Below are 17932 nucleotides of genomic sequence, written 5' to 3' on the forward strand. Positions count from 1 at the left end.
GCGTCATGCTTGGAATTGCCCCGCGAAACTGTAGCGCGACCCGGGATAGACGAGCCGTGCGACGCTGGCGACGTTGCCGCCGCTCACGGTGCGCCTCATCATCACGAGGCAGGGATCGCTGCGGCGGATGTCCAGCTCCTTCGCTTCCTCGGCGCTGGGCAGGCAGGCTTCGATCGAGTAGCTCGCTTCGGTCAGCGGCGCATGCTGCAGCAGGTGCAGCGTCGGCGAGACCCGAGTGAAGTCGGTCTGCAGGTAATCGGGCGCCGCGGCCGGGTTGACCCAGCGGTCCTCGTACTGGATGGGCACGCCGTTCTCCATGTGGATGAGCACGGTGTGGAAGACCGCGGCGCCGGTGCGCAGGCCCAGCGTCGCCGCCAGCTCCGCCTTGGCTTTCGCCTTCTCCACGACCAGCACGCGCGTGGTGTGCACGTGGCCGCGCTCGGCCACTTCCTCGTGGATGTCGCGGATGGTCAGGCGCGAGGAGATGCGGTGCAGCTGCGCCACGGTGGTGCCGGAACCCTGCACGCGGTGCACGAGGCCCTCGCCGGCCAGCTCGCGCAGCGCCCGGTTCACGGTCATTCGGCTGATGCCGAACTTCTGCATGAGCGCGGCTTCGCTGGGCACGGGGTCGCCCGGCCGCCACTGGCCGCTGGCGATGTGCCCGCGGATCCACTCTTTCACCTGCTCGTAGGCAGGCAGGTCGGCTTTGGACATGGGCGCGAGCATACCCCAGTTGACACAAGTTGTATAGACAACTACGATGCGCCGGAATTTCCAGGCCGGGAGCCCCCATGTCCGATCTTTCCCAATCGAAGTTCCTCGACAGCAAGCCGCGCACCGTGCGCGCACCCCAGGGCACGCAGCTGTCCTGTGCCAACTGGCAGATCGAGGCGGCCTACCGCATGATCCAGAACAACCTGGACCCGCAGGTCGCCGAAAACCCGAACGAACTCGTCGTGTATGGCGGCATCGGCAAGGCCGCGCGCAGCTGGCCGGCGTTCGACGCCATCCTCGACTCGCTGCGGAAGCTCAAGGCCGACGAGACGCTGCTGGTGCAATCGGGCAAGCCGGTCGGCGTGTTCCGCACCCACACCGGCGCCCCGCGCGTGCTGCTCGCCAACTCGAACCTCGTGCCCAAGTGGGCCACGTGGGAACACTTCAACGAGCTCGACCGCGCGGGCCTGATGATGTACGGCCAGATGACGGCCGGCAGCTGGATCTACATCGGCACGCAGGGCATCGTGCAAGGGACGTACGAAACCTTCGCCGAGGCGGGCCGCCAGCATTTCAACGGCGACCTCGCAGGCCGCTGGGTGCTGACCGCGGGCCTGGGCGGCATGGGCGGCGCGCAGCCGCTGGCGGCCACGTTCGCCGGCGCGTGCTCGCTGAACATCGAATGCCAGCAGTCGCGCATCGACTTCCGCCTGCGCACGAAGTACCTGGACAAGCAGGCCAAGGACCTCGATGAGGCGCTGGCCCTCATCCAGGAGCACACCGCGAAGAAGGAAGCGGTGTCGATCGGCCTGTGCGGCAACGCCGCCGACATCGTGCCCGAGCTCGTGAAGCGCGCGAAGGCCGGCGGCATCAGGCCCGACATCGTCACCGACCAGACCTCGGCCCACGACATCATCAACGGCTACCTGCCCAGCGGCTGGACGGTCGAGCAGTGGCAGGCGGCGCAGAAGGATTCGTCGCAGCACGCCCGGCTGAAGCAGGCCGCCGGCGAATCGTGCGCCCGGCACGTGCGCGCGATGCTCGAGTTCCACGCCATGGGCATTCCCACGGTCGATTACGGCAACAACCTGCGCCAGGTCGCGAAGGACTTCGGCGTCGACGACGCTTTCGCGTACCCCGGCTTCGTGCCCGCGTACATCCGCCCGCTCTTCTGCCGCGGCGTCGGCCCCTTCCGCTGGGTGGCGCTCTCCGGCGACCCGGAAGACATCCGCAAGACCGACGCCAAGATGAAGGAGCTGTTCCCGGACAACAAGCACCTGCACCGCTGGCTGGACATGGCCGAGGAGCGCATCAGCTTCCAGGGCCTGCCGGCGCGCATCTGCTGGATCGGCCTCGGCGAGCGCCACAAGGCAGGGCTCGCCTTCAACGAAATGGTCAGGAGCGGCGAGCTCAAGGGCCCCATCGTGATCGGCCGCGACCACCTCGACAGCGGCTCCGTCGCTTCGCCCAACCGCGAGACCGAGGCGATGAAGGACGGCAGCGACGCCGTCAGCGACTGGCCGCTGCTCAATGCGCTGCTCAACACCGCCAGTGGCGCCACCTGGGTGAGCTTCCATCACGGCGGCGGCGTCGGCATGGGTTACTCGCAGCACGCGGGCGTGGTGATTGTCTGCGACGGCACGGAGGAAGCCGCGCAGAAGATCGAACGCGTGCTCTGGAACGACCCGGCCACCGGCGTCATGCGCCACGCCGACGCGGGCTACGACATCGCCATCGAGTGCGCGCGCGAACACGGCCTGAAGCTGCCGATGCTCGGATGACGGAGAAGCTCGTCCCCGGCGAACTGACCATCGCCCAGCTCAAGCGCCTCTCAGGCGCCGAGCGCGTGCGCGTCGAGCTCGACCCGAAGTGCCGCGCCGGCGTGCGCGCCAGCGCGGCGCTCGTCGAGAAGGCAGCGCAAGGCGACGCGCCGGTCTACGGCGTCAACACCGGCTTCGGCAAGCTCGCGACGAAGCGCATCGCCCGCGAAGACCTCGCGCTGCTGCAGCTGAAGCTGCTGCGCTCGCATGCCGTCGGCGTGGGCGAGCCGCTGTCGGATCGCGTCGTGCGGCTCGTGCTGCTGCTCAAGGCGACGAGCCTGGCGCGCGGCTATTCCGGCGTGCGCGAAGAAGTGATCGACACCCTGCTCGCCTTGCACAACGCCGGCATCAGCCCCGTGATCCCCTGCCAGGGTTCGGTGGGCGCATCGGGCGACCTGGCGCCGCTCGCGCACCTGTGCCTGCCGCTGGTGGGCGAAGGCGAAGTGTTCTTCCGTGGCGAGCGCATGCCGGCCGCGCCCGCGCTGAAGCAATGCGGCATCGCGCCGCTGCAGCTGGGCGCGAAGGAAGGCCTCGCACTGATCAACGGCACGCAGGTGTCGACGGCGCTCGCACTCGATGCCCTCCTCGCGGCCGACCGGCTCTTCGAAGCCGCGGTGATCGCCGGCAGCCTCACGCTCGACGCCGCGCGCGGCAGCGACGCCCCGTTCGATCCGCGCATCCACGCCGTGCGCGGCCAGCCGGGGCAGATCGACTGCGCCGCGGCGTACCGCTCGCTCCTGGTCGGCAGCCAGATCCGCGCCTCGCACCTGGAGAACGACGACCGCGTGCAGGACCCGTACTGCCTGCGCTGCCAGCCGCAGGTGATGGGCGCCTGCCTGGACCAGATGCGCTACGCCGCGCAGGTGCTGGTGCGCGAAGCGAACGCCGTCACCGACAACCCGCTCGTCTTCGCGGATGGCGGCCACATGGTGTCCGGCGGCAACTTCCACGCGGAGCCCGTCGCGCTGGTGGCCGATGCGCTCGCGGTGGCCATCGCCGAGATCGGCGCGATCTCCGAGCGCCGCGTCGCCATGCTGATCGACACGGTGATCTCGCGCCTGCCGCCCTTCCTCACGCCGGACCCGGGCCTCAATTCCGGCTTCATGATCGTGCACGTCACGGCCGCGGCGCTGGCGTCGGAGAACAAGTCGCTGGCGCACCCGGCGAGCGTCGACAGCCTGCCGACCTCCGCCAACCAGGAAGACCACGTGAGCATGGCGACTTTCGCGGCGCGGCGCCTGTCGCAGATGCTGAAGAACACCGCGCACATCGTCGCCATCGAGCTGCTGGCCGCGGCGCAGGGCATCGAGTTCCTGCGCCCGCTGCGCAGCGCGCCGGCCATCGAGAACGTCATGCGCCTGGTGCGCAGCGTGTCGCCGGCCATGATGTCCGACCGCTCGCTGGCGCGCGACATCGAAGCGGTTCATCATCTCGTGGAGGCCGGCGACGTCGGCCACGCCATCGAGGCGCAGATCCGCGAACTGCAGGCACTGAAATTGCACTAGACCCCACCCAGGAGATCCCATGAAGAAGCTATTCGCCCTCACCCTCATCGCCGCTGCGGCGTTCGCCGCGCAGGCGCAGGAAACCAAGGTCGCCATCGGCATCTCGGGCTGGACGGGCTTCGCCCCGCTCACGCTCGCCAAGGAAGCCGGCATCTTCAAGAAGAACGGCCTGGACGTGACGATCAAGAAGATCCCGCAGAAGGACCGCCACCTCGCCATCGCGTCCGGCGACATCCAGTGCGCGGCAACCACGGTCGAAACGTGGGTGGTCTGGAACGCCAACGGTGTCGCCACCACGCAGATCTTCCAGCTGGACAAGAGCTACGGCGCCGACGGCATGGTGGTCAAGCCCGCCATCGCGAAGATCGCCGACCTCAAGGGCAAGACGGTCGCCGCGGACGCGCCCGGCACGGCCGGCTACTTCGGCCTGGCCTGGATGCTCAAGAAGAACGGCCTGTCGGTGAAGGACGTGAAGGTGGTGAACATGGGCCCGCAGCCCGCGGCCAATGCCATGATCGCCGGCAACAACGACATCGACGCCGCGATGACGTACGAGCCGTACCTGTCCGCCGTGCGCGCGAAGCCGGAAGCCGGCAAGATCATCGCCACCACGCTCGACTACCCGATGGTGATGGACACCTTCGGCTGCACGCCGAAGTTCCTGGCCGAAAACCCCAAGGCCGCCAAGGCGCTGGCCGATTCCTACTTCGAAGCCGTCGAGATGATCGGCAAGGAACCGAAGAAGAGCTACGAGATCATGGGCGCCGACGTGAAGCAGACGGGCGAGGCGTTCGAGGCCAGCTCCAAGTACCTGCGCTGGCAGGACCGCGCGGCCAACCAGAAGTTCTTCGCCGGTGAGCACGCGCAGTTCAGCAAGGAAGCCGCCGACCTGCTGCTGGAGATCGGCATCATCAAGGCGCTGCCCGACATGGGCAAGCTCGCCGACACGAGATTCCTCAAGTGACCCAGGCGTTGGCGCGCAGCGACGAAAGCCTGGGTCATCCCGGCGCAGGCCGGGATCCGGCGGCTACTTCGGCGCATCCCAAGACACTGGATTCCGGCCTGCGCCGGAATGACACCTTCCGCATGAAGCCGCTGGTCCCGGTATCGCCGTCGACGAAGGCCGTCCTCGGCATCGCCTTCTTCGTCGTCTTCGTCGCCCTCTGGGCGATCGCCACCCTCGGCGGCTTCGTCTCCAAGACCTTCCTCGCCGACCCGCTGACGATGGTGCGCTCCGGCTGGGACCTGCTGGCCAACCAGGGCTTCGCCAAGGACATCGGCATGACGGTGTGGCGCGTGCTGGGGGGCTTCCTCATCGCGGCCGTCATCGCCGTGCCGCTGGGCGTGGCGATGGGCGCGTACAAGCCGATCGAGGCGTTCTTCGAACCCTTCGTGAGCTTCGCGCGCTACCTGCCGGCGTCCGCCTTCATCCCGCTCCTGATCCTGTGGGCCGGCATCGGCGAGGCGCAAAAGCTGGCCGTGATCTTCATCGGTTCGTTCTTCCAGCTGGTGCTGATGATCGCGGTGTCCGTCGGCAACACGCGCCGCGACCTGGTCGAGGCCGCCTACACGCTGGGCGCCGGCGATCGCGGCATCGTCACGCGCGTGCTGCTGCCCTCCTCCGCGCCCGAGATCGCCGAGACGCTGCGCATGGTGCTGGGCTGGGCGTGGACCTACGTGATCGTCGCCGAGCTGATCGGCGCATCCAGCGGCATCGGCCACATGATCACCGACAGCCAGGCGCTGCTGGCCACCGACCAGATCATCTTCGGGATCATCGTGATCGGCGTGATCGGCCTGGTGAGCGACTTCGCCTTCAAGGCGCTGAACCGCACCCTCTTCCCCTGGGCCCAACTGGGGCGCTAGCCATGAGCATCCTCGAGATCCGCGAAGTCGCGAAGACCTTTGCCGGCGGCACCGTCGCCCTGCAGGCCACCAACCTGTCGGTCGCCGAGAACGACTTCATCACCATCCTCGGCCCATCGGGCTGCGGCAAGAGCACGCTGCTGCGCATGGTCGCCGGCCTGGATACGCCGACGTCTGGCCGCATCGCGCTGGACGGCCACACCGTCAGCGGCCCCGGCGCGGACCGCGGCATGGTCTTCCAGAGCTACACGCTGTTCCCGTGGCTCACGGTGTTGCAGAACGTGTGCTTCGGCCTGCGCGAAAAGGGCCTGCCGCTGGCGCAGCAACTGGAGATCGCGCGCACCTTCGTCGCGAAGGTGGGCCTCAAGGGCTTCGAGAATCACTTCCCCAAGCAGCTCTCGGGCGGCATGCAGCAGCGCACGGCGCTGGCCCGCGCGCTCGCCAACGACCCGCGCATCCTGCTGATGGACGAGCCCTTCGGCGCCCTGGACCACCAGACGCGCGAGCTCATGCAGGAGCTGCTGCTGGGCATCTGGGAGGCCGAGCGCAAGACGGCCCTCTTCGTCACGCACGACATCGACGAGGCGATCTTCATGGGCACGCGCGTGGTCGTCATGAGCGCCCGCCCCGGCCGCATCAAGTGCGACCTGCCGGTGCCCATCGCCCACCCGCGCGCGTACTCGGTCAAGACGCAGCCGGCCTTCGTGGACCTCAAGGCGCGCCTGACGGAAGAGATCCGCATCGAGGTGCGGCGCGCCGCCGGGCTGGCCGAGCCCCAGCCGGCTTGAATCGGCGGTCTCCTACAGAACCCCGCGCAGCCGTCCGATGGCTGAGCTTGCGATTTTTCACAAGACTTCGACAAGGGAAAAAACCGCCACATGGTGGTTGCAGGTCCGGGAGTTTGGTGACATGAGCAGCAAGAACGCCGACAGGAATTCCAAGCAGGAGCACGTGCAGCAGGAGCAGGGCGTCCACGGGGAAGCCGCGGACCAGCATGGCCATTCCGGCGAGGGCGCGGCCAGCGCGATGGCCCACATGATCCAGCAGGACCAGAAGCACCGCCGCCAGAGCGGCGACTCGGACGAGGAGCCCCCCCAGGGCTGAGCCTGCGTTCGCGTAGCCTTGCGCCATGACGACAAGCGCGGGGCTCCTGTTGTTCCGCCGCCGCAGCGGCGCACTCGAAGTTCTCCTGGCCCGCCCCGGCGGCCCCTGGTGGCGCGGCAAGGATGCCGGCGCCTGGACCATCCCCAAGGGCGAATACGAAGCACCCGAACAACCGCTGGACGCCGCCTTGCGCGAATGGCGCGAGGAGACCGGCTTTCCGGCGCACCCGCCGTTCATCCCGCTGGGTGACGTCAAGCAGAAGGCCGGCAAGCGCGTGACGGCCTGGGCGTTCGAGGGTGACTGCGACCCCGCCGCCTTCTCGTGCAACACCTTCGAGGTGGAGTGGCCGCCGAAGTCCGGCCGCCGGCAGTCCTTTCCCGAGCTGGCGGAGGTGCGCTGGTTCACGCTGGACGAAGCCCGAACCCGCATCAACGAGGCCCAGGCCGCGTTCCTGGACCGGCTCGCCGAAACCGCCTGATCCGCCGATTCCTTCACGCCCGGGGCGAAAAACCCTGTTGCGTCCTGAATTGAATTGATTTAATATTAATTTAATTCGATTCAGGACCCGGCAGGACAATGGCACCCCGCGCCTACAACAGCGAAACACGCAAGCAGCAGCAGGCCGCGCTCAAGGCCCGCATCGCCGAAGCCGCTGTGCAGCTGCACGCCGAAAAAGGCGTGCTGGGCACCAGCTACGCCGACGTCGCCCAGCGCGCGGGCGTGTCGCTGCCCACCGTCTACAACCACTTCCCCACGCAGGACGATCTGATCGGCGCCTGCACCGGTCACGCCGCTTCGCTGGCGCCCGAGCTGCCCGTGGGCGACATGCTCGCTGCCCCGACGCTGGCTGCGGCGGCGGAAATGCTGGCCGACGCGATGGACCGCATGCACCTGTACTTCGAGCCCTGGATGGCCTGGGGCGAGCGGCGCGTCATCCCCACGCTGCAGCAGATCCTGGACGGCGAGCGCCGCCAGCTCACGGGCCTCATCGCGCAGCTGCTCGCCGCGCACCTGGGCGCCGGCGACCACCGCGAGGCCGCCGCCACCTGGGAAACCCTGCTTTCCTTCGACTTCTGGCACCGCCTGGTGCGCGAACACAAGCTCGCGCGCACCGCGGCCCGGCGCCAGGTCGTCCAACTGCTGCTGGCGGCCGCCGGACCGCTGCCCGCAGCCTCACCCTCCCCGCGTCCGAAACACAGGAAATGACATGACCGCACCCCATGGCCGCATCGACCTGATCGCGCCCGACACCTGGCGCATCTCCATCGCCATGCCCGAGGAGCTCTTCCCGGGCGGCTTCACCTTCAACCAGTTCCTGGTGGTGGACGAGCAGCCCCTGCTCTTCCATACCGGACCGCGCCGGCTCTTCCCGCTGGTGCGCGAGCAGATCGAGAAAGTGATGCCGCTCGAGCGCCTGCGCTGGGTTTCGTTCTCGCACAACGAGGCCGACGAGTGCGGCAGCCTCGCCGAATTCCTCGCGGCGGCGCCGAATGCCCGCCCCGCCACCGGCCGCGTCGCGAACATGATCGCCACCGGCGACCAGGTGGACGTGGAAGCGCTCGTGCTGGAGGACGGCCAGGTGCTGGACCTGGGCAAGCACCGCCTGGTCTGGCAAGCCACGCCGCACCTGCCGCACGGCTGGGAATGCGGGTTCTTCCACGACGAGACGACGGGCACGCTGTTCTGCGGCGACCTGTTCACGCAGCCCGGCGACAAGCACGACCCCGTGACCTCCGGCGACATCCTCACGCCCAGCGAGGAGTTCCGCCACAAGGAGGACTACTACTCGTACACGAAGGAAGCGCCGCGCCTCATCGAGAAGCTGGCCGCGCTCAAGCCCAGGCTCCTGGCGTGCATGCACGGCAGCGCCTGGGCCGGCGACGGCGCGGCGATGCTGCGCAAGCTGGGCGCCGCGCTGGCGTAACCGTCAGTTGAGGGCGGCGCGTTCCCAGGCGGCGCGGATGGCCTCGCGCGCCTGCTCGTAGGGCAGGCGCGAGTCGCCCTTGATGCGCACCCAATTGGCCACCAGCGACTTCTCGGCGTCCTCGAAGCTGCCGCCGTACTGCGCGTAGCCGATGTAGCCCACGCAGTAGGCGGGCGCGTAGTCCTCGTAGTCGAGGTGCTCCGCGTAGTAGCGCTCGCGCCGGTGGGCGTCCTGCCAGTACGCGTCCTCGCGCGCGGCGTCGATCTCGCAAACGGCGAGGTCGCCGTGGTCTTCGTCGGCTTCGATCGTGAAGGCCATGTGTTCCCTTCCCTTGTCGCTTTTGGGGTTGCCGCGCATCGTCCGTCACGCGGTGGCTCAGCCGCGTAGGACGCCGACCCGTGATCGGTGTCGGCGGCGCGCCACACCCGCGCGTCCAAAAACACCCCAACACAGCCGTGATTGGCCGCTGCGCCGCTACACTTTCGCTAGCAACGCAAAGCACGGATGAGCGCGCGAGCCTTGACCTACTACGACGTCCTGCAGGTGGAACGCACCGCGGCGCCCGACCGCGTGCGCGTCGCCTACCGCCAGCTCGCCCGCCGCTACCACCCCGACCACGCGCCAGGCGACGTCGACGCGCACCGCCTCATGGCGGAGCTGAACGCGGCCTACGCGGTGCTGTCCGACCCCGAGCAGCGCGCGCTCTACGACGAGCGCATCGACGCCATCCGGGCCGCGCGCGAGCGGGCCCGGGCCAGCTTCATCGCGCGGCTGGAAGACAACGGCGCGCGCTGGCCGTGGTTCCTGCTGTTCGCCACCATGGCCTTGTCCGGCCTGTGCGTGGGCGTCTCGGTCTACACCAACTACGTGCCTTCGGCGGCCACGCCCATCGTCAAGGCGTTTTCCCGCTAGCTGTCGCGTGCGTGGCTTCGCGCCACGCCCCCGAGCGCCCATACTGGCGGCTGCACTGGAGGAATCGCATGGACATTCGTGGAAAGGTCGCCGTGGTCACCGGCGGCGCGAGCGGCATCGGCGCGGCCATCTCGAAGCGCTTCGCGCAGGACGGCGCCAAGGGCGTCGTCGTCGCCGACCTGAACCTGGAGCGCGCGCAGGGCGTGGCGAAGGAATTCGGCGGGCTGGCCGTGCGCTGCGACGTGAGCCGCGAGGCCGACATCCAGGCGCTGGTGGCGCAGGCGCGCCAGCGCTACGGCCAGGTCGACATCTTCATCTCCAATGCCGGCATCCTCGGCACGCCCGGCGACATCACGCTGGAAGACGCGCTGTGGCAGAAGATGTGGGAGGTGCACGGCATGGCGCACGTGTGGGCCGCCCGCGCGGTGGTACCGGAGATGCTCGAGCGCGGCGAAGGCTACTTCCTGGTCACCGCTTCGGCGGCCGGCCTGCTGAACATCGTCGAGTCGCCGCCCTACGGCGTCACGAAGCATGCGGCCGTGGCCATCGCCGAGTGGCTGCGCATCGCCTATGGCCGCCGCGGCCTGCGCGTCTCGTGCCTGTGCCCGCAATCGGTGGCCACCGACATGACGGCCAACGGCACGGGCTCGGCCAGCGTGGACGGCGTGCTGTCGGCCGAGCAGGTGGCCGCCGACGTCGTCGCGACGATGCGCGAGGAGAAATTCCTCGTGCTGCCCCACCCCGAGGTGCTGGAGTACTTCCGCCGCAAGGGCCAGGACTACGACCGCTGGCTGGGCGGCATGCAGAAGGTGTACGCGGCCTCCGCGTACACGCAGCCGAAATCCTAGCGGCCGAAAAGGCCCACCGCGCCGACCACGATCAGGTAGATCGCGACGATGTAATTGAGCAGGCGCGGGATCAGCAGGATCAGCACCCCGGCAATGAGCGCGGCGACCGGGCCTATGTGTCCGACGAAATTCATGCGGGCTCCCTTCGACGAGTGAAGGAAGTATGCGCCGCGCGCGAGCTCAGCCGAAGATGCCCGATGCAAGATGGCGGGCGAACTTGCCCGTCCAGTCGGCGCCGCCGCTCGCCTCGTACTGGGCCGCGGCGCCCGAAGTGGCAACGACGTGCACGCGCCGCAGCACCGCGCCCGAATCGACGAGCGTGGTTTCGAACGACTCCGCGCTGAAGCCGCGCGGGTCCCGCCCCGAGGCGCGGATCGCTTCCTCGAAGTGGTGCCTTTCGACGGCGGAGAGGTCGGCGCGGTGGACCAGCATGCTTCCTTAACGCACGCTGACCTGCGCGGACGACGAGGGAAAGCGAGAAGCCGGGAAAGCGGAACTTTTCCCGCGCGAGCGCTACAGGAGGCGCGTTTTAGCGCGTGCGCACGACGATGCGCCCGCGCACCTGCCCGGCCATGAGGCGCTGTGCCTGCTCGACAGCCTGCGCCAGCGGCACTTCGGTGGTGATGGCCTCGAGCTTCGCCGGGTCGAGGTCGCGGGCCAGCCGCGACCAGGCCTGCTCGCGCAGCGGCAGCGGCGCCATAACGCTGTCGATGCCGGCCAGCGTGACGCCGCGCAGGATGAAGGGCGCGACGGTGGCGGGGAAGTCCATGCCTTGCGCCAGGCCGCAGGCGGCGACGGTGCCGCCGTAGCGCGTTTGCGCGCAGGCGTTCGCGAGCGTATGGCTGCCCACCGCATCCACCACCGCCGACCAGCGCTCCTTCTGCAGCGGCTTGCCGGGCGCGGCGAGCTCCGCGCGGTCGATGATGGACCCGGCGCCCAGCGACGTGAGGTACGCCTCTTCCGAGGCCTTGCCCGTCGCCGCGGCGACGCGATGCCCGAGTTTCGCCAGCAGCGCGATCGCCACCGAGCCGACGCCGCCCGTCGCGCCCGTCACCAGCACCTCGCCGTCGCCGGGCATGAGCCCATGCCGCTCCAGCGCCAGCACGCACAGCATCGCCGTGTAGCCCGCCGTGCCGATCGCCATCGCCTGCTTCGCGGTGAATGCGTCCGGCAGGCGCACCAGCCACTCCGACTTCAGGCGCGCGCGGCCCGCCAGGCAGCCCTTGTGCGTCTCGCCGACGCCGAAACCGTTGAGCACGACGCGGTCGCCGGCCTTCCACTTCGGCGACGTGCTCGCCGCGACCGTGCCCGCGCCGTCGATGCCGGCCACCATCGGCCAGCTGCGCACCACCGGCGAGCGGTTGGTGACGGCCAGGCCGTCCTTGTAGTTCAGCGTGGAGTACTCGACGTCGAGCGTGACGTCACCGTCGGACAGGAAGTCGTCGCCGACCTCGCGCACGGACGCGGAAAACTCGGGGTTCTTGTCGAGGACGAGGGCGGCAAAGCGGTTCATGGCGCAACCTGGCGGAAGAAGTCCCACATGATGTCATTCGCCGAAATCGCCTGCGACGGCGCGGGCAATCGCCCCTGGCGCGCCTTCGCGCCCCCGGGCCACGAGTGGCCGCCCGTCTCGGTGACGCACAGCTGCACCTTCGTCCCCCCGCTGCACGCCGGATGCGCGTCGCAGGACGCGCCCGGGCGCTCGACGACGCGCAGCACCTGCGCGCTGCAGCCATCCAGCGCCGCCCATTTCTCCACCGTCTTCGGCACCGAGACGTAGTCGGTCACGGCCGACGCGCGCGCCGAGTCCGGCCCGGCGCCGCCTTCGAAGAGCACGTGGCTGTCGTCGCGGGCGTGGATGTGCAGCACCGCTACAGGGCGGGAGGGCCGGCAGCCGGTGGTGTTGTCGGTGCCGGCCACGGGGGCTATCGCGGTGAAGAGATCGGCGGCGTCGCATGCCAGCCGGTAGGCCATCATCGCGCCGTTGGACATGCCGGTCGCGAAGATCCGCCGGCCGTCGATGTTCCAGCGCCTGCGCGCATCGGCAACCACCGCGCGGATGAAGCCCACGTCGTCCACGTTGCGGTCGCGCGCCGCCGCGCAGCATCGGCCCGCGTTCCAGGTGGCCAGCTTGCCCCCGGGCATGCGGCTGTAACCGTTGGGAAACACCAGGATCGCGCCTTCCCGCTCGGAGGTGGAAACCTGGTGATAGAGCGACTCGTCCGCCTGCAGGTCCATGTTGCCGCCGCCCCCATGCAGGGCCACGAGCAGCGGCGCGGCGCGCGAGGCGTCGTAGCTCTGGGGGACGTGCACGCGCCACTGGCGCGCCAGGCCGCCGTGCTCGAGCGTGAAGGTGAAATCGCCGGCGTGCGCGAAGGCGCTGCAAGCCAGCAGGACCAGGGTGATCGTCCATGAACGCAGCATGGCCAAAGCGTAATGCATCGCGCTCATATGCATAGATTTGACCGGCCTTCCCGTTCGTCCTACGCTCGCACTCCCGAACATTTCCAGGAGGGTCACACCATGTCCCTGCGCATCAACGACACCGCACCCAATTTCAAGGCGAACACGACGAAGGGCCCCGTCGACTTCCACGAGTGGATCGGCGACAAGTGGGCCATCCTGTTCTCACACCCGAAGGACTTCACGCCCGTGTGCACCACCGAGCTGGGCTACATGGCGCGCATCGAGCCGGAGTTCACGCGCCGCAACGCCAAGCTCATCGGCCTGTCGGTGGACCCGGTGGACAGCCACTCGCGCTGGCTCGGCGACATCGAGGAGACGCAGGGCGCCAAGGTGAACTACCCCATCATCGCGGACAACGACCTGCAGGTCGCCAAGCTGTACAACATGCTGCCCGCGGAAGAAGCCGCGTCGGACGGGCGCACGGCGGCGACGAACGCCACGGTGCGCTCGGTCTTCATCGTCGGCCCCGACAAGAAGATCAAGCTGATGCTGACGTACCCCATGACCACGGGCCGCAACTTCGACGAAATCCTGCGCGTGCTCGACTCGATGCAGATGACCGCGAAGTTCAAGGTGGCTACGCCCGCCAACTGGAAACCCGGCGAGGACGTGATCATCGCGGGCTCGGTGAACGACGAGGACGCGAAGAAGCTCTTCCCGCAAGGCTGGAAGGCGCCCAAGCCCTACCTGCGCATCGTCAAGCCGCCGCAATAAGGCGCCGCGCGTTTGCGAGTGAAGCCGACCGCCCGGTCGGCTTTTTCTTTGGTCAGAACGGTGTCAGCCACGGATGAGCCAATGCGCCATGCACCGCAGCCTGTCCGCCACGGCCCTCGCGTTCGCACTCGCCGCTTGCGGGGGCGGCGGCACCGATGAAGAAGCCTTCGAGCCGCAAGCGGCGGTTGTGGCGCCGGCCGTCACGCCGGGCTCCGTGCCGTCGGCGCCCGGGGCCGACCAGGTCGTCTTCTCCGGCCACACGTTCCAGGTGCGCAGCGGCGCTGGCGGGCCGGGACCCAACACGTGGAGCACGCAGAACGTGTGGGTCGACGGGAACGGCTGGCTGCACCTGAAGATCTCGCAGCAGGCGGGCCAGTGGACGGCGGCGGAGGTGTACACGACCGAGGCGCTCGGCTTCGGCACCTACCAGTTCAAGATCGCCGGGCACCCCGAAGCCCTCGACGACAACGTCGTGCTGGGCCTGTTCAACTACCCCACGCCGGACGTCGGCCCCGACGGCACGAACGAGATCGACATCGAGTTCGCGACCTGGGGCGGCGCGCAACCGCAGCACGGGAACTGGACAGTGTGGCCCGCCACCGCCGCTACGCCGCTGGCGACCCATCCCTGGAATCCCTTGTCCACGACCGGCGCATCGACGCACCAGTTCACGTGGTCGGCCAAGTCGGTCGCCTTCCAGTCCCTGGACGGCAAGCGCAAGGTCGCTTCCTGGAACTACGCGCCGCGCAATGCGGCCGCGGTGGTGCCGCAGCAGGCGATGCCGCTGCACATGAACTTCTGGCTGTTCCAGGGGCAGGCGCCCACCGACGCCCAGGAGGCCGAGATCGTCGTCACGCAATTCACCTTCACGGCGCGGCGGCGCTGACGCTCAGGGCTTGAACAGCTCCATGAGGTCCAGCTGCGCGAAGAGGCTGGCGCGGTCGTAGTAGTCGCGGTAGCGCACGATGCAGCCGCTTTCCACCTCGGCCACGGCGCAGCCGCGGCGCGAGAAGCGCTTGCCGTTGGGCGCATGGCCGCGGAAGTCGTTGCGGAACGTCCCCGTGGTGTGCCACTCCACCACCACGTAACGCCCCTCGCCGATCACGCGCTCCACCGCCACGTGCCAGTCGGGGAACGACGTCGTGAACTCGCGCAGCCCGGCGACGATGGCGGCCGGGCCGTGGAAGACGTTCCCGGAAGCCATGTTCAGCCACTCGCAGTTCTCGGCGATGGGCCCGGCGGCGCGCGCGTAGTCGCGCGCATTGAGCGCGTCGTAGTAGCTGCGGACGATGGCTTCGGCGCTGAGGTCGGTCACCGCCGCAGTGTACGGGCCTGCGGCAGCCCGGTCCTCAAGCCGCGGCGGTTTCCCGAGAGGCCGATTCCTTCGCGCCGCCCGAGAACTTGAACACGCCGGGATCGCGCACCGGGTCCACGTCCACCTGGATCACGCTCTTGGGCGGGAAGCGGCCTTCGAGGATCGCCTTGGACAGCGGGTTCTCGATGCGTTGCTGGATCGCCCGCTTGAGCGGGCGCGCACCGAACACCGGGTCGAAGCCGACCTTGGCGAGCTCCTCCAGCGAGTTCGGCGACACCTGCAGCACGAGGTCGATCTTCGCGAGGCGCTGCTCCAGCACCTTGAGCTGGATCTTCGCGATCTGCGCGATGTGCTTCGCGTCGAGGCCGTGGAACACCACCGTCTCGTCGATGCGGTTGAGGAACTCGGGCCGGAAGTGGTTCTTCAGCTCGTCCCACACCGCGTCCTTCACTTCCTCGTACGGCCTGCCGGCCATCGCCTGGATGCGGTGCGAGCCGATGTTGGAGGTCATGACGATCACCGTGTTCTTGAAGTCCACGGTGCGGCCCTGGCCGTCCGTGAGGCGGCCGTCGTCCAGCACCTGCAGCAGCACGTTGAACACGTCGTGGTGCGCCTTCTCGACCTCGTCGAGCAGGATCACGCTGTACGGCTTGCGGCGCACGGTTTCCGTCAGGTAGCCGCCCTCCTCGTAGCCCACGTAGCCCGGGGGCGCGCCGATCAGGCGGGCCACCGAATGCTTCTCCATGAACTCGCTCATGTCGATGCGCACCAGGTGCTCCTCGCTGTCGAACAGGAAGTTCGCCAGCGCCTTGCACAGCTCGGTCTTGCCCACGCCCGTGGGGCCGAGGAACAGGAACGAGCCGGTGGGCCGGTTCGGGTCCGAGAGGCCCGAGCGCGAGCGGCGGATGGCGTTGGCCACGGCGCTGATCGCCTCGTCCTGGCCGACCACGCGCTGGTGCAGGCGGTCTTCCATCAGCAGCAGCTTCTCGCGCTCGCCCTGCATCAGCTTCGACACGGGGATGCCCGTGGCGCGCGCGACCACCTCGGCGATTTCCTCGGCGCCGACTTGCGTGCGCAGCAGCTGCGGCTTGCCCGCCTTGGCCTTGCCGCTTTCCTGCGCCTGAGCGTCCTTGAGCTTTTTCTCCAGCTCCGGCAGCTTGCCGTACTGCAGCTCGGCGACCTTGTTGAAGTCGCCTTTGCGCGTGAGCTCCTCGATCTGGCCGCGCATGCGGTCGATCTCTTCCTTGATCTGCGCCGAGCCTTGCGCGGTGGCCTTCTCGGACTTCCAGATTTCCTCGAGGTCGGCGATCTGCTTTTGCAGCGCCTTGATCTCGTCCTCGATCAGGCCGAAGCGCTTCCTCGACGACTCGTCCTTCTCCTTGCGCACGGCCTCACGCTCGATCTGCAGCTGGATGAGGCGGCGGTCGAGCCGGTCGATGGCCTCGGGCTTGGAATCGATCTCGATCTTGATCTTCGAGGCGGCCTCGTCGATCAGGTCGATCGCCTTGTCGGGGAGGAACCGGTCCGTGATGTAGCGGTGCGAGAGCTCGGCCGCCGCGACGATCGCGGGGTCGGTGATCTCCACGCCGTGGTGCACCTCGTACTTCTCCTGCAGGCCGCGCAGGATGGCGATGGTCGCCTCCACGCTCGGCTCGCCGACGAGAATCTTCTGGAAGCGGCGCTCCAGCGCGGCGTCCTTTTCGATGTACTTGCGGTATTCGTCGAGCGTGGTGGCGCCGACGCAATGCAGCTCGCCGCGCGCCAGCGCCGGCTTGAGCATGTTGCCCGCGTCCATCGCGCCTTCGGCCTTGCCCGCGCCCACCATGGTGTGCAGCTCGTCGATGAAGACGATGGTCTGGCCCTCGTCCTTCGCGAGCTCGTTCAGCACGTTCTTCAGGCGCTCCTCGAACTCGCCGCGGTACTTGGCGCCCGCCAGCAGCGCCGCCATGTCCAGCGACAGCACGCGCTTGTTCTTGAGCGACTCGGGCACCTCGCCGGCGATGATGCGCTGGGCGAGGCCTTCGACGATGGCCGTCTTGCCCACGCCGGGCTCGCCGATCAGCACCGGGTTGTTCTTGGTGCGGCGCTGCAGGACCTGGATGGCGCGGCGGATCTCGTCGTCGCGGCCGATCACGGGGTCGAGCTTGCCGGAGCGCGCGCGCTCGGTCAGGTCGATGGTGTATTTCTCCAGCGCCTGGCGCTTGCCTTCGGCCGAGGGGTCGTTCACCTTCTCGCCGCCGCGCACGGCGTCGACGGCCGACTCGAGCGACTTGCGCGTGAGGCCGTTCTCGCGCGCGATGCGGGCGATGTCCTGCTTGCTGTCGGCCACCGCCAGCAGGAACAGCTCGCTGGCGATGTACTGGTCGCCGCGCTTGATGCTCTCCTTCTCCGCGGCCTGCAGCAGCGTGACGAGGTCGCGGCCGACCTGCACCTGCTCCTGGCCCTCCACCTGCGGCAACTTGTGCATGGCGGCTTCGGCCGAGGCCAGCAGGCCGGGCACGTTGACGCCCGCGCGCTGCAAGAGGGCCCTGGGGCCGTCTTCCTGGCGCAGCATGGCCACCAGCAGGTGGGGCGGCTCGATGTAAGCGTGGTCGTTGGCCAGGGCGAGGCTCTGCGCTTCGCCCAGGGCTTCCTGGAATTTCGTGGTCAGTTTGTCCAGACGCATGGGTTGCTCCGTATGCATCACCAGCTTAGGCCTTCCCCCGGTCTTTCAAGGGGGAATGTAAGAAGACGTGGCCTGACTA

The 17932-nt window shown here is 68.6% G+C and carries 21 protein-coding genes; 13 read left to right on the forward strand and 8 right to left on the reverse strand.

Translation table 11 applies throughout. The features are described from left to right. Window positions 1-3: 3 nt before the first annotated feature. Window positions 4-714 carry a histidine utilization repressor gene (gene hutC, locus WG903_RS14835; RefSeq protein ID WP_340076750.1) on the reverse strand — a complete coding sequence of 237 codons (711 nt, stop codon included), beginning with the start codon at window positions 712-714 and terminating at the stop codon, window positions 4-6. 77 nt (window positions 715-791) lie between these two features. On the opposite strand from hutC, the gene hutU reads away from it, so the two are divergent. From hutU to WG903_RS14880, 9 genes are all read left to right on the forward strand, one after another. Next, window positions 792-2495 carry a urocanate hydratase gene (gene hutU / locus WG903_RS14840; protein WP_340076752.1) on the forward strand — a complete coding sequence of 568 codons (1704 nt, stop codon included), beginning with the start codon at window positions 792-794 and terminating at the stop codon, window positions 2493-2495. Next, window positions 2492-4039 (forward strand): histidine ammonia-lyase, encoded by a 1548-nt coding sequence (hutH, locus tag WG903_RS14845; RefSeq protein WP_340076754.1) that lies wholly within the window; start codon window positions 2492-2494, stop codon window positions 4037-4039. The genes hutU and hutH overlap by 4 nt, the downstream gene beginning before the upstream one ends. A gap of 19 nt (window positions 4040-4058) precedes the next feature. Continuing rightward, the gene (locus WG903_RS14850; protein ID WP_340076756.1) at window positions 4059-5003 is read left to right on the forward strand and encodes an ABC transporter substrate-binding protein; all 945 of its coding nucleotides are present in this window, start codon (window positions 4059-4061) and stop codon (window positions 5001-5003) included. Between the two features lie 122 nt (window positions 5004-5125). Continuing rightward, window positions 5126-5905 carry an ABC transporter permease gene (locus WG903_RS14855; RefSeq protein WP_340076758.1) on the forward strand — a complete coding sequence of 260 codons (780 nt, stop codon included), beginning with the start codon at window positions 5126-5128 and terminating at the stop codon, window positions 5903-5905. Window positions 5906-5907: 2 nt separating this feature from the next. Continuing rightward, window positions 5908-6693, forward strand: coding sequence for an ABC transporter ATP-binding protein (locus WG903_RS14860; protein WP_340076760.1), 786 nt, complete (start codon window positions 5908-5910; stop codon window positions 6691-6693). A 121-nt stretch (window positions 6694-6814) separates the two neighbouring features. Continuing rightward, window positions 6815-7009 carry a hypothetical protein gene (locus WG903_RS14865; protein ID WP_340076762.1) on the forward strand — a complete coding sequence of 65 codons (195 nt, stop codon included), beginning with the start codon at window positions 6815-6817 and terminating at the stop codon, window positions 7007-7009. Between the two features lie 25 nt (window positions 7010-7034). Then, window positions 7035-7487: an NUDIX domain-containing protein gene (locus tag WG903_RS14870; protein ID WP_340076765.1), complete on the forward strand. Its 453-nt coding sequence runs from the start codon at window positions 7035-7037 to the stop codon at window positions 7485-7487. A gap of 98 nt (window positions 7488-7585) precedes the next feature. After that, on the forward strand, window positions 7586-8215 hold the full coding sequence (locus WG903_RS14875) for a TetR/AcrR family transcriptional regulator (protein WP_340076767.1): 630 nt from the start codon (window positions 7586-7588) through the stop codon (window positions 8213-8215). 1 nt (window position 8216) lies between these two features. Beyond that, window positions 8217-8933: an MBL fold metallo-hydrolase gene (locus tag WG903_RS14880; protein WP_340076769.1), complete on the forward strand. Its 717-nt coding sequence runs from the start codon at window positions 8217-8219 to the stop codon at window positions 8931-8933. Window positions 8934-8936: 3 nt separating this feature from the next. Here WG903_RS14880 and WG903_RS14885 read toward each other — a convergent pair whose 3' ends face one another. Beyond that, window positions 8937-9251 (reverse strand): hypothetical protein, encoded by a 315-nt coding sequence (locus WG903_RS14885; protein WP_340076771.1) that lies wholly within the window; start codon window positions 9249-9251, stop codon window positions 8937-8939. A 186-nt stretch (window positions 9252-9437) separates the two neighbouring features. Between WG903_RS14885 and WG903_RS14890 the strand changes: the two genes are divergently transcribed. Both WG903_RS14890 and WG903_RS14895 read left to right on the forward strand, forming a co-directional pair. Beyond that, a complete protein-coding gene (locus tag WG903_RS14890) occupies window positions 9438-9845 on the forward strand; it encodes a J domain-containing protein (RefSeq protein ID WP_340076773.1) in 408 nt (135 codons plus the stop codon). A gap of 68 nt (window positions 9846-9913) precedes the next feature. Next, complete coding sequence (locus tag WG903_RS14895) at window positions 9914-10693, forward strand: SDR family oxidoreductase (protein ID WP_340076775.1); 780 nt, start codon at window positions 9914-9916, stop codon at window positions 10691-10693. Here the strand turns inward: WG903_RS14895 and WG903_RS14900 are convergent. The 4 genes from WG903_RS14900 to WG903_RS14915 all read right to left on the reverse strand — a co-directional run bounded on the left by WG903_RS14900 (window position 10690) and on the right by WG903_RS14915 (window position 13117). Next, complete coding sequence (locus WG903_RS14900) at window positions 10690-10827, reverse strand: DUF3096 domain-containing protein (RefSeq protein ID WP_340076777.1); 138 nt, start codon at window positions 10825-10827, stop codon at window positions 10690-10692. The two genes, WG903_RS14895 and WG903_RS14900, sit on opposite strands and share 4 nt — an antisense overlap. Window positions 10828-10873: 46 nt before the next feature. Further along, window positions 10874-11125, reverse strand: coding sequence for a hypothetical protein (locus WG903_RS14905; RefSeq protein ID WP_340076779.1), 252 nt, complete (start codon window positions 11123-11125; stop codon window positions 10874-10876). A 97-nt stretch (window positions 11126-11222) separates the two neighbouring features. Next, complete coding sequence (gene acuI / locus WG903_RS14910) at window positions 11223-12206, reverse strand: acrylyl-CoA reductase (NADPH) (protein WP_340076781.1); 984 nt, start codon at window positions 12204-12206, stop codon at window positions 11223-11225. Next, complete coding sequence (locus tag WG903_RS14915) at window positions 12203-13117, reverse strand: extracellular catalytic domain type 1 short-chain-length polyhydroxyalkanoate depolymerase (protein ID WP_340076783.1); 915 nt, start codon at window positions 13115-13117, stop codon at window positions 12203-12205. The genes acuI and WG903_RS14915 overlap by 4 nt, the downstream gene beginning before the upstream one ends. A 99-nt stretch (window positions 13118-13216) precedes the next feature. Between WG903_RS14915 and WG903_RS14920 the strand changes: the two genes are divergently transcribed. Further along, window positions 13217-13873 carry a peroxiredoxin gene (locus WG903_RS14920; RefSeq protein WP_340076786.1) on the forward strand — a complete coding sequence of 219 codons (657 nt, stop codon included), beginning with the start codon at window positions 13217-13219 and terminating at the stop codon, window positions 13871-13873. Window positions 13874-13961: 88 nt separating this feature from the next. Further along, on the forward strand, window positions 13962-14759 hold the full coding sequence (locus WG903_RS14925) for a glycoside hydrolase family 16 protein (protein ID WP_340076788.1): 798 nt from the start codon (window positions 13962-13964) through the stop codon (window positions 14757-14759). A gap of 3 nt (window positions 14760-14762) precedes the next feature. Here the strand turns inward: WG903_RS14925 and WG903_RS14930 are convergent, their stop codons facing one another. Then, window positions 14763-15188 carry an ester cyclase gene (locus WG903_RS14930; RefSeq protein ID WP_340076791.1) on the reverse strand — a complete coding sequence of 142 codons (426 nt, stop codon included), beginning with the start codon at window positions 15186-15188 and terminating at the stop codon, window positions 14763-14765. A 34-nt stretch (window positions 15189-15222) separates the two neighbouring features. After that, window positions 15223-17853, reverse strand: coding sequence for an ATP-dependent chaperone ClpB (gene clpB, locus WG903_RS14935; RefSeq protein WP_340076794.1), 2631 nt, complete (start codon window positions 17851-17853; stop codon window positions 15223-15225). Between the last annotated feature and the right edge of the window lie 79 nt (window positions 17854-17932).

It is taken from the genome of Ramlibacter sp. PS4R-6, from assembly GCF_037572775.1.
Classification (GTDB): domain Bacteria; phylum Pseudomonadota; class Gammaproteobacteria; order Burkholderiales; family Burkholderiaceae_C; genus Ramlibacter.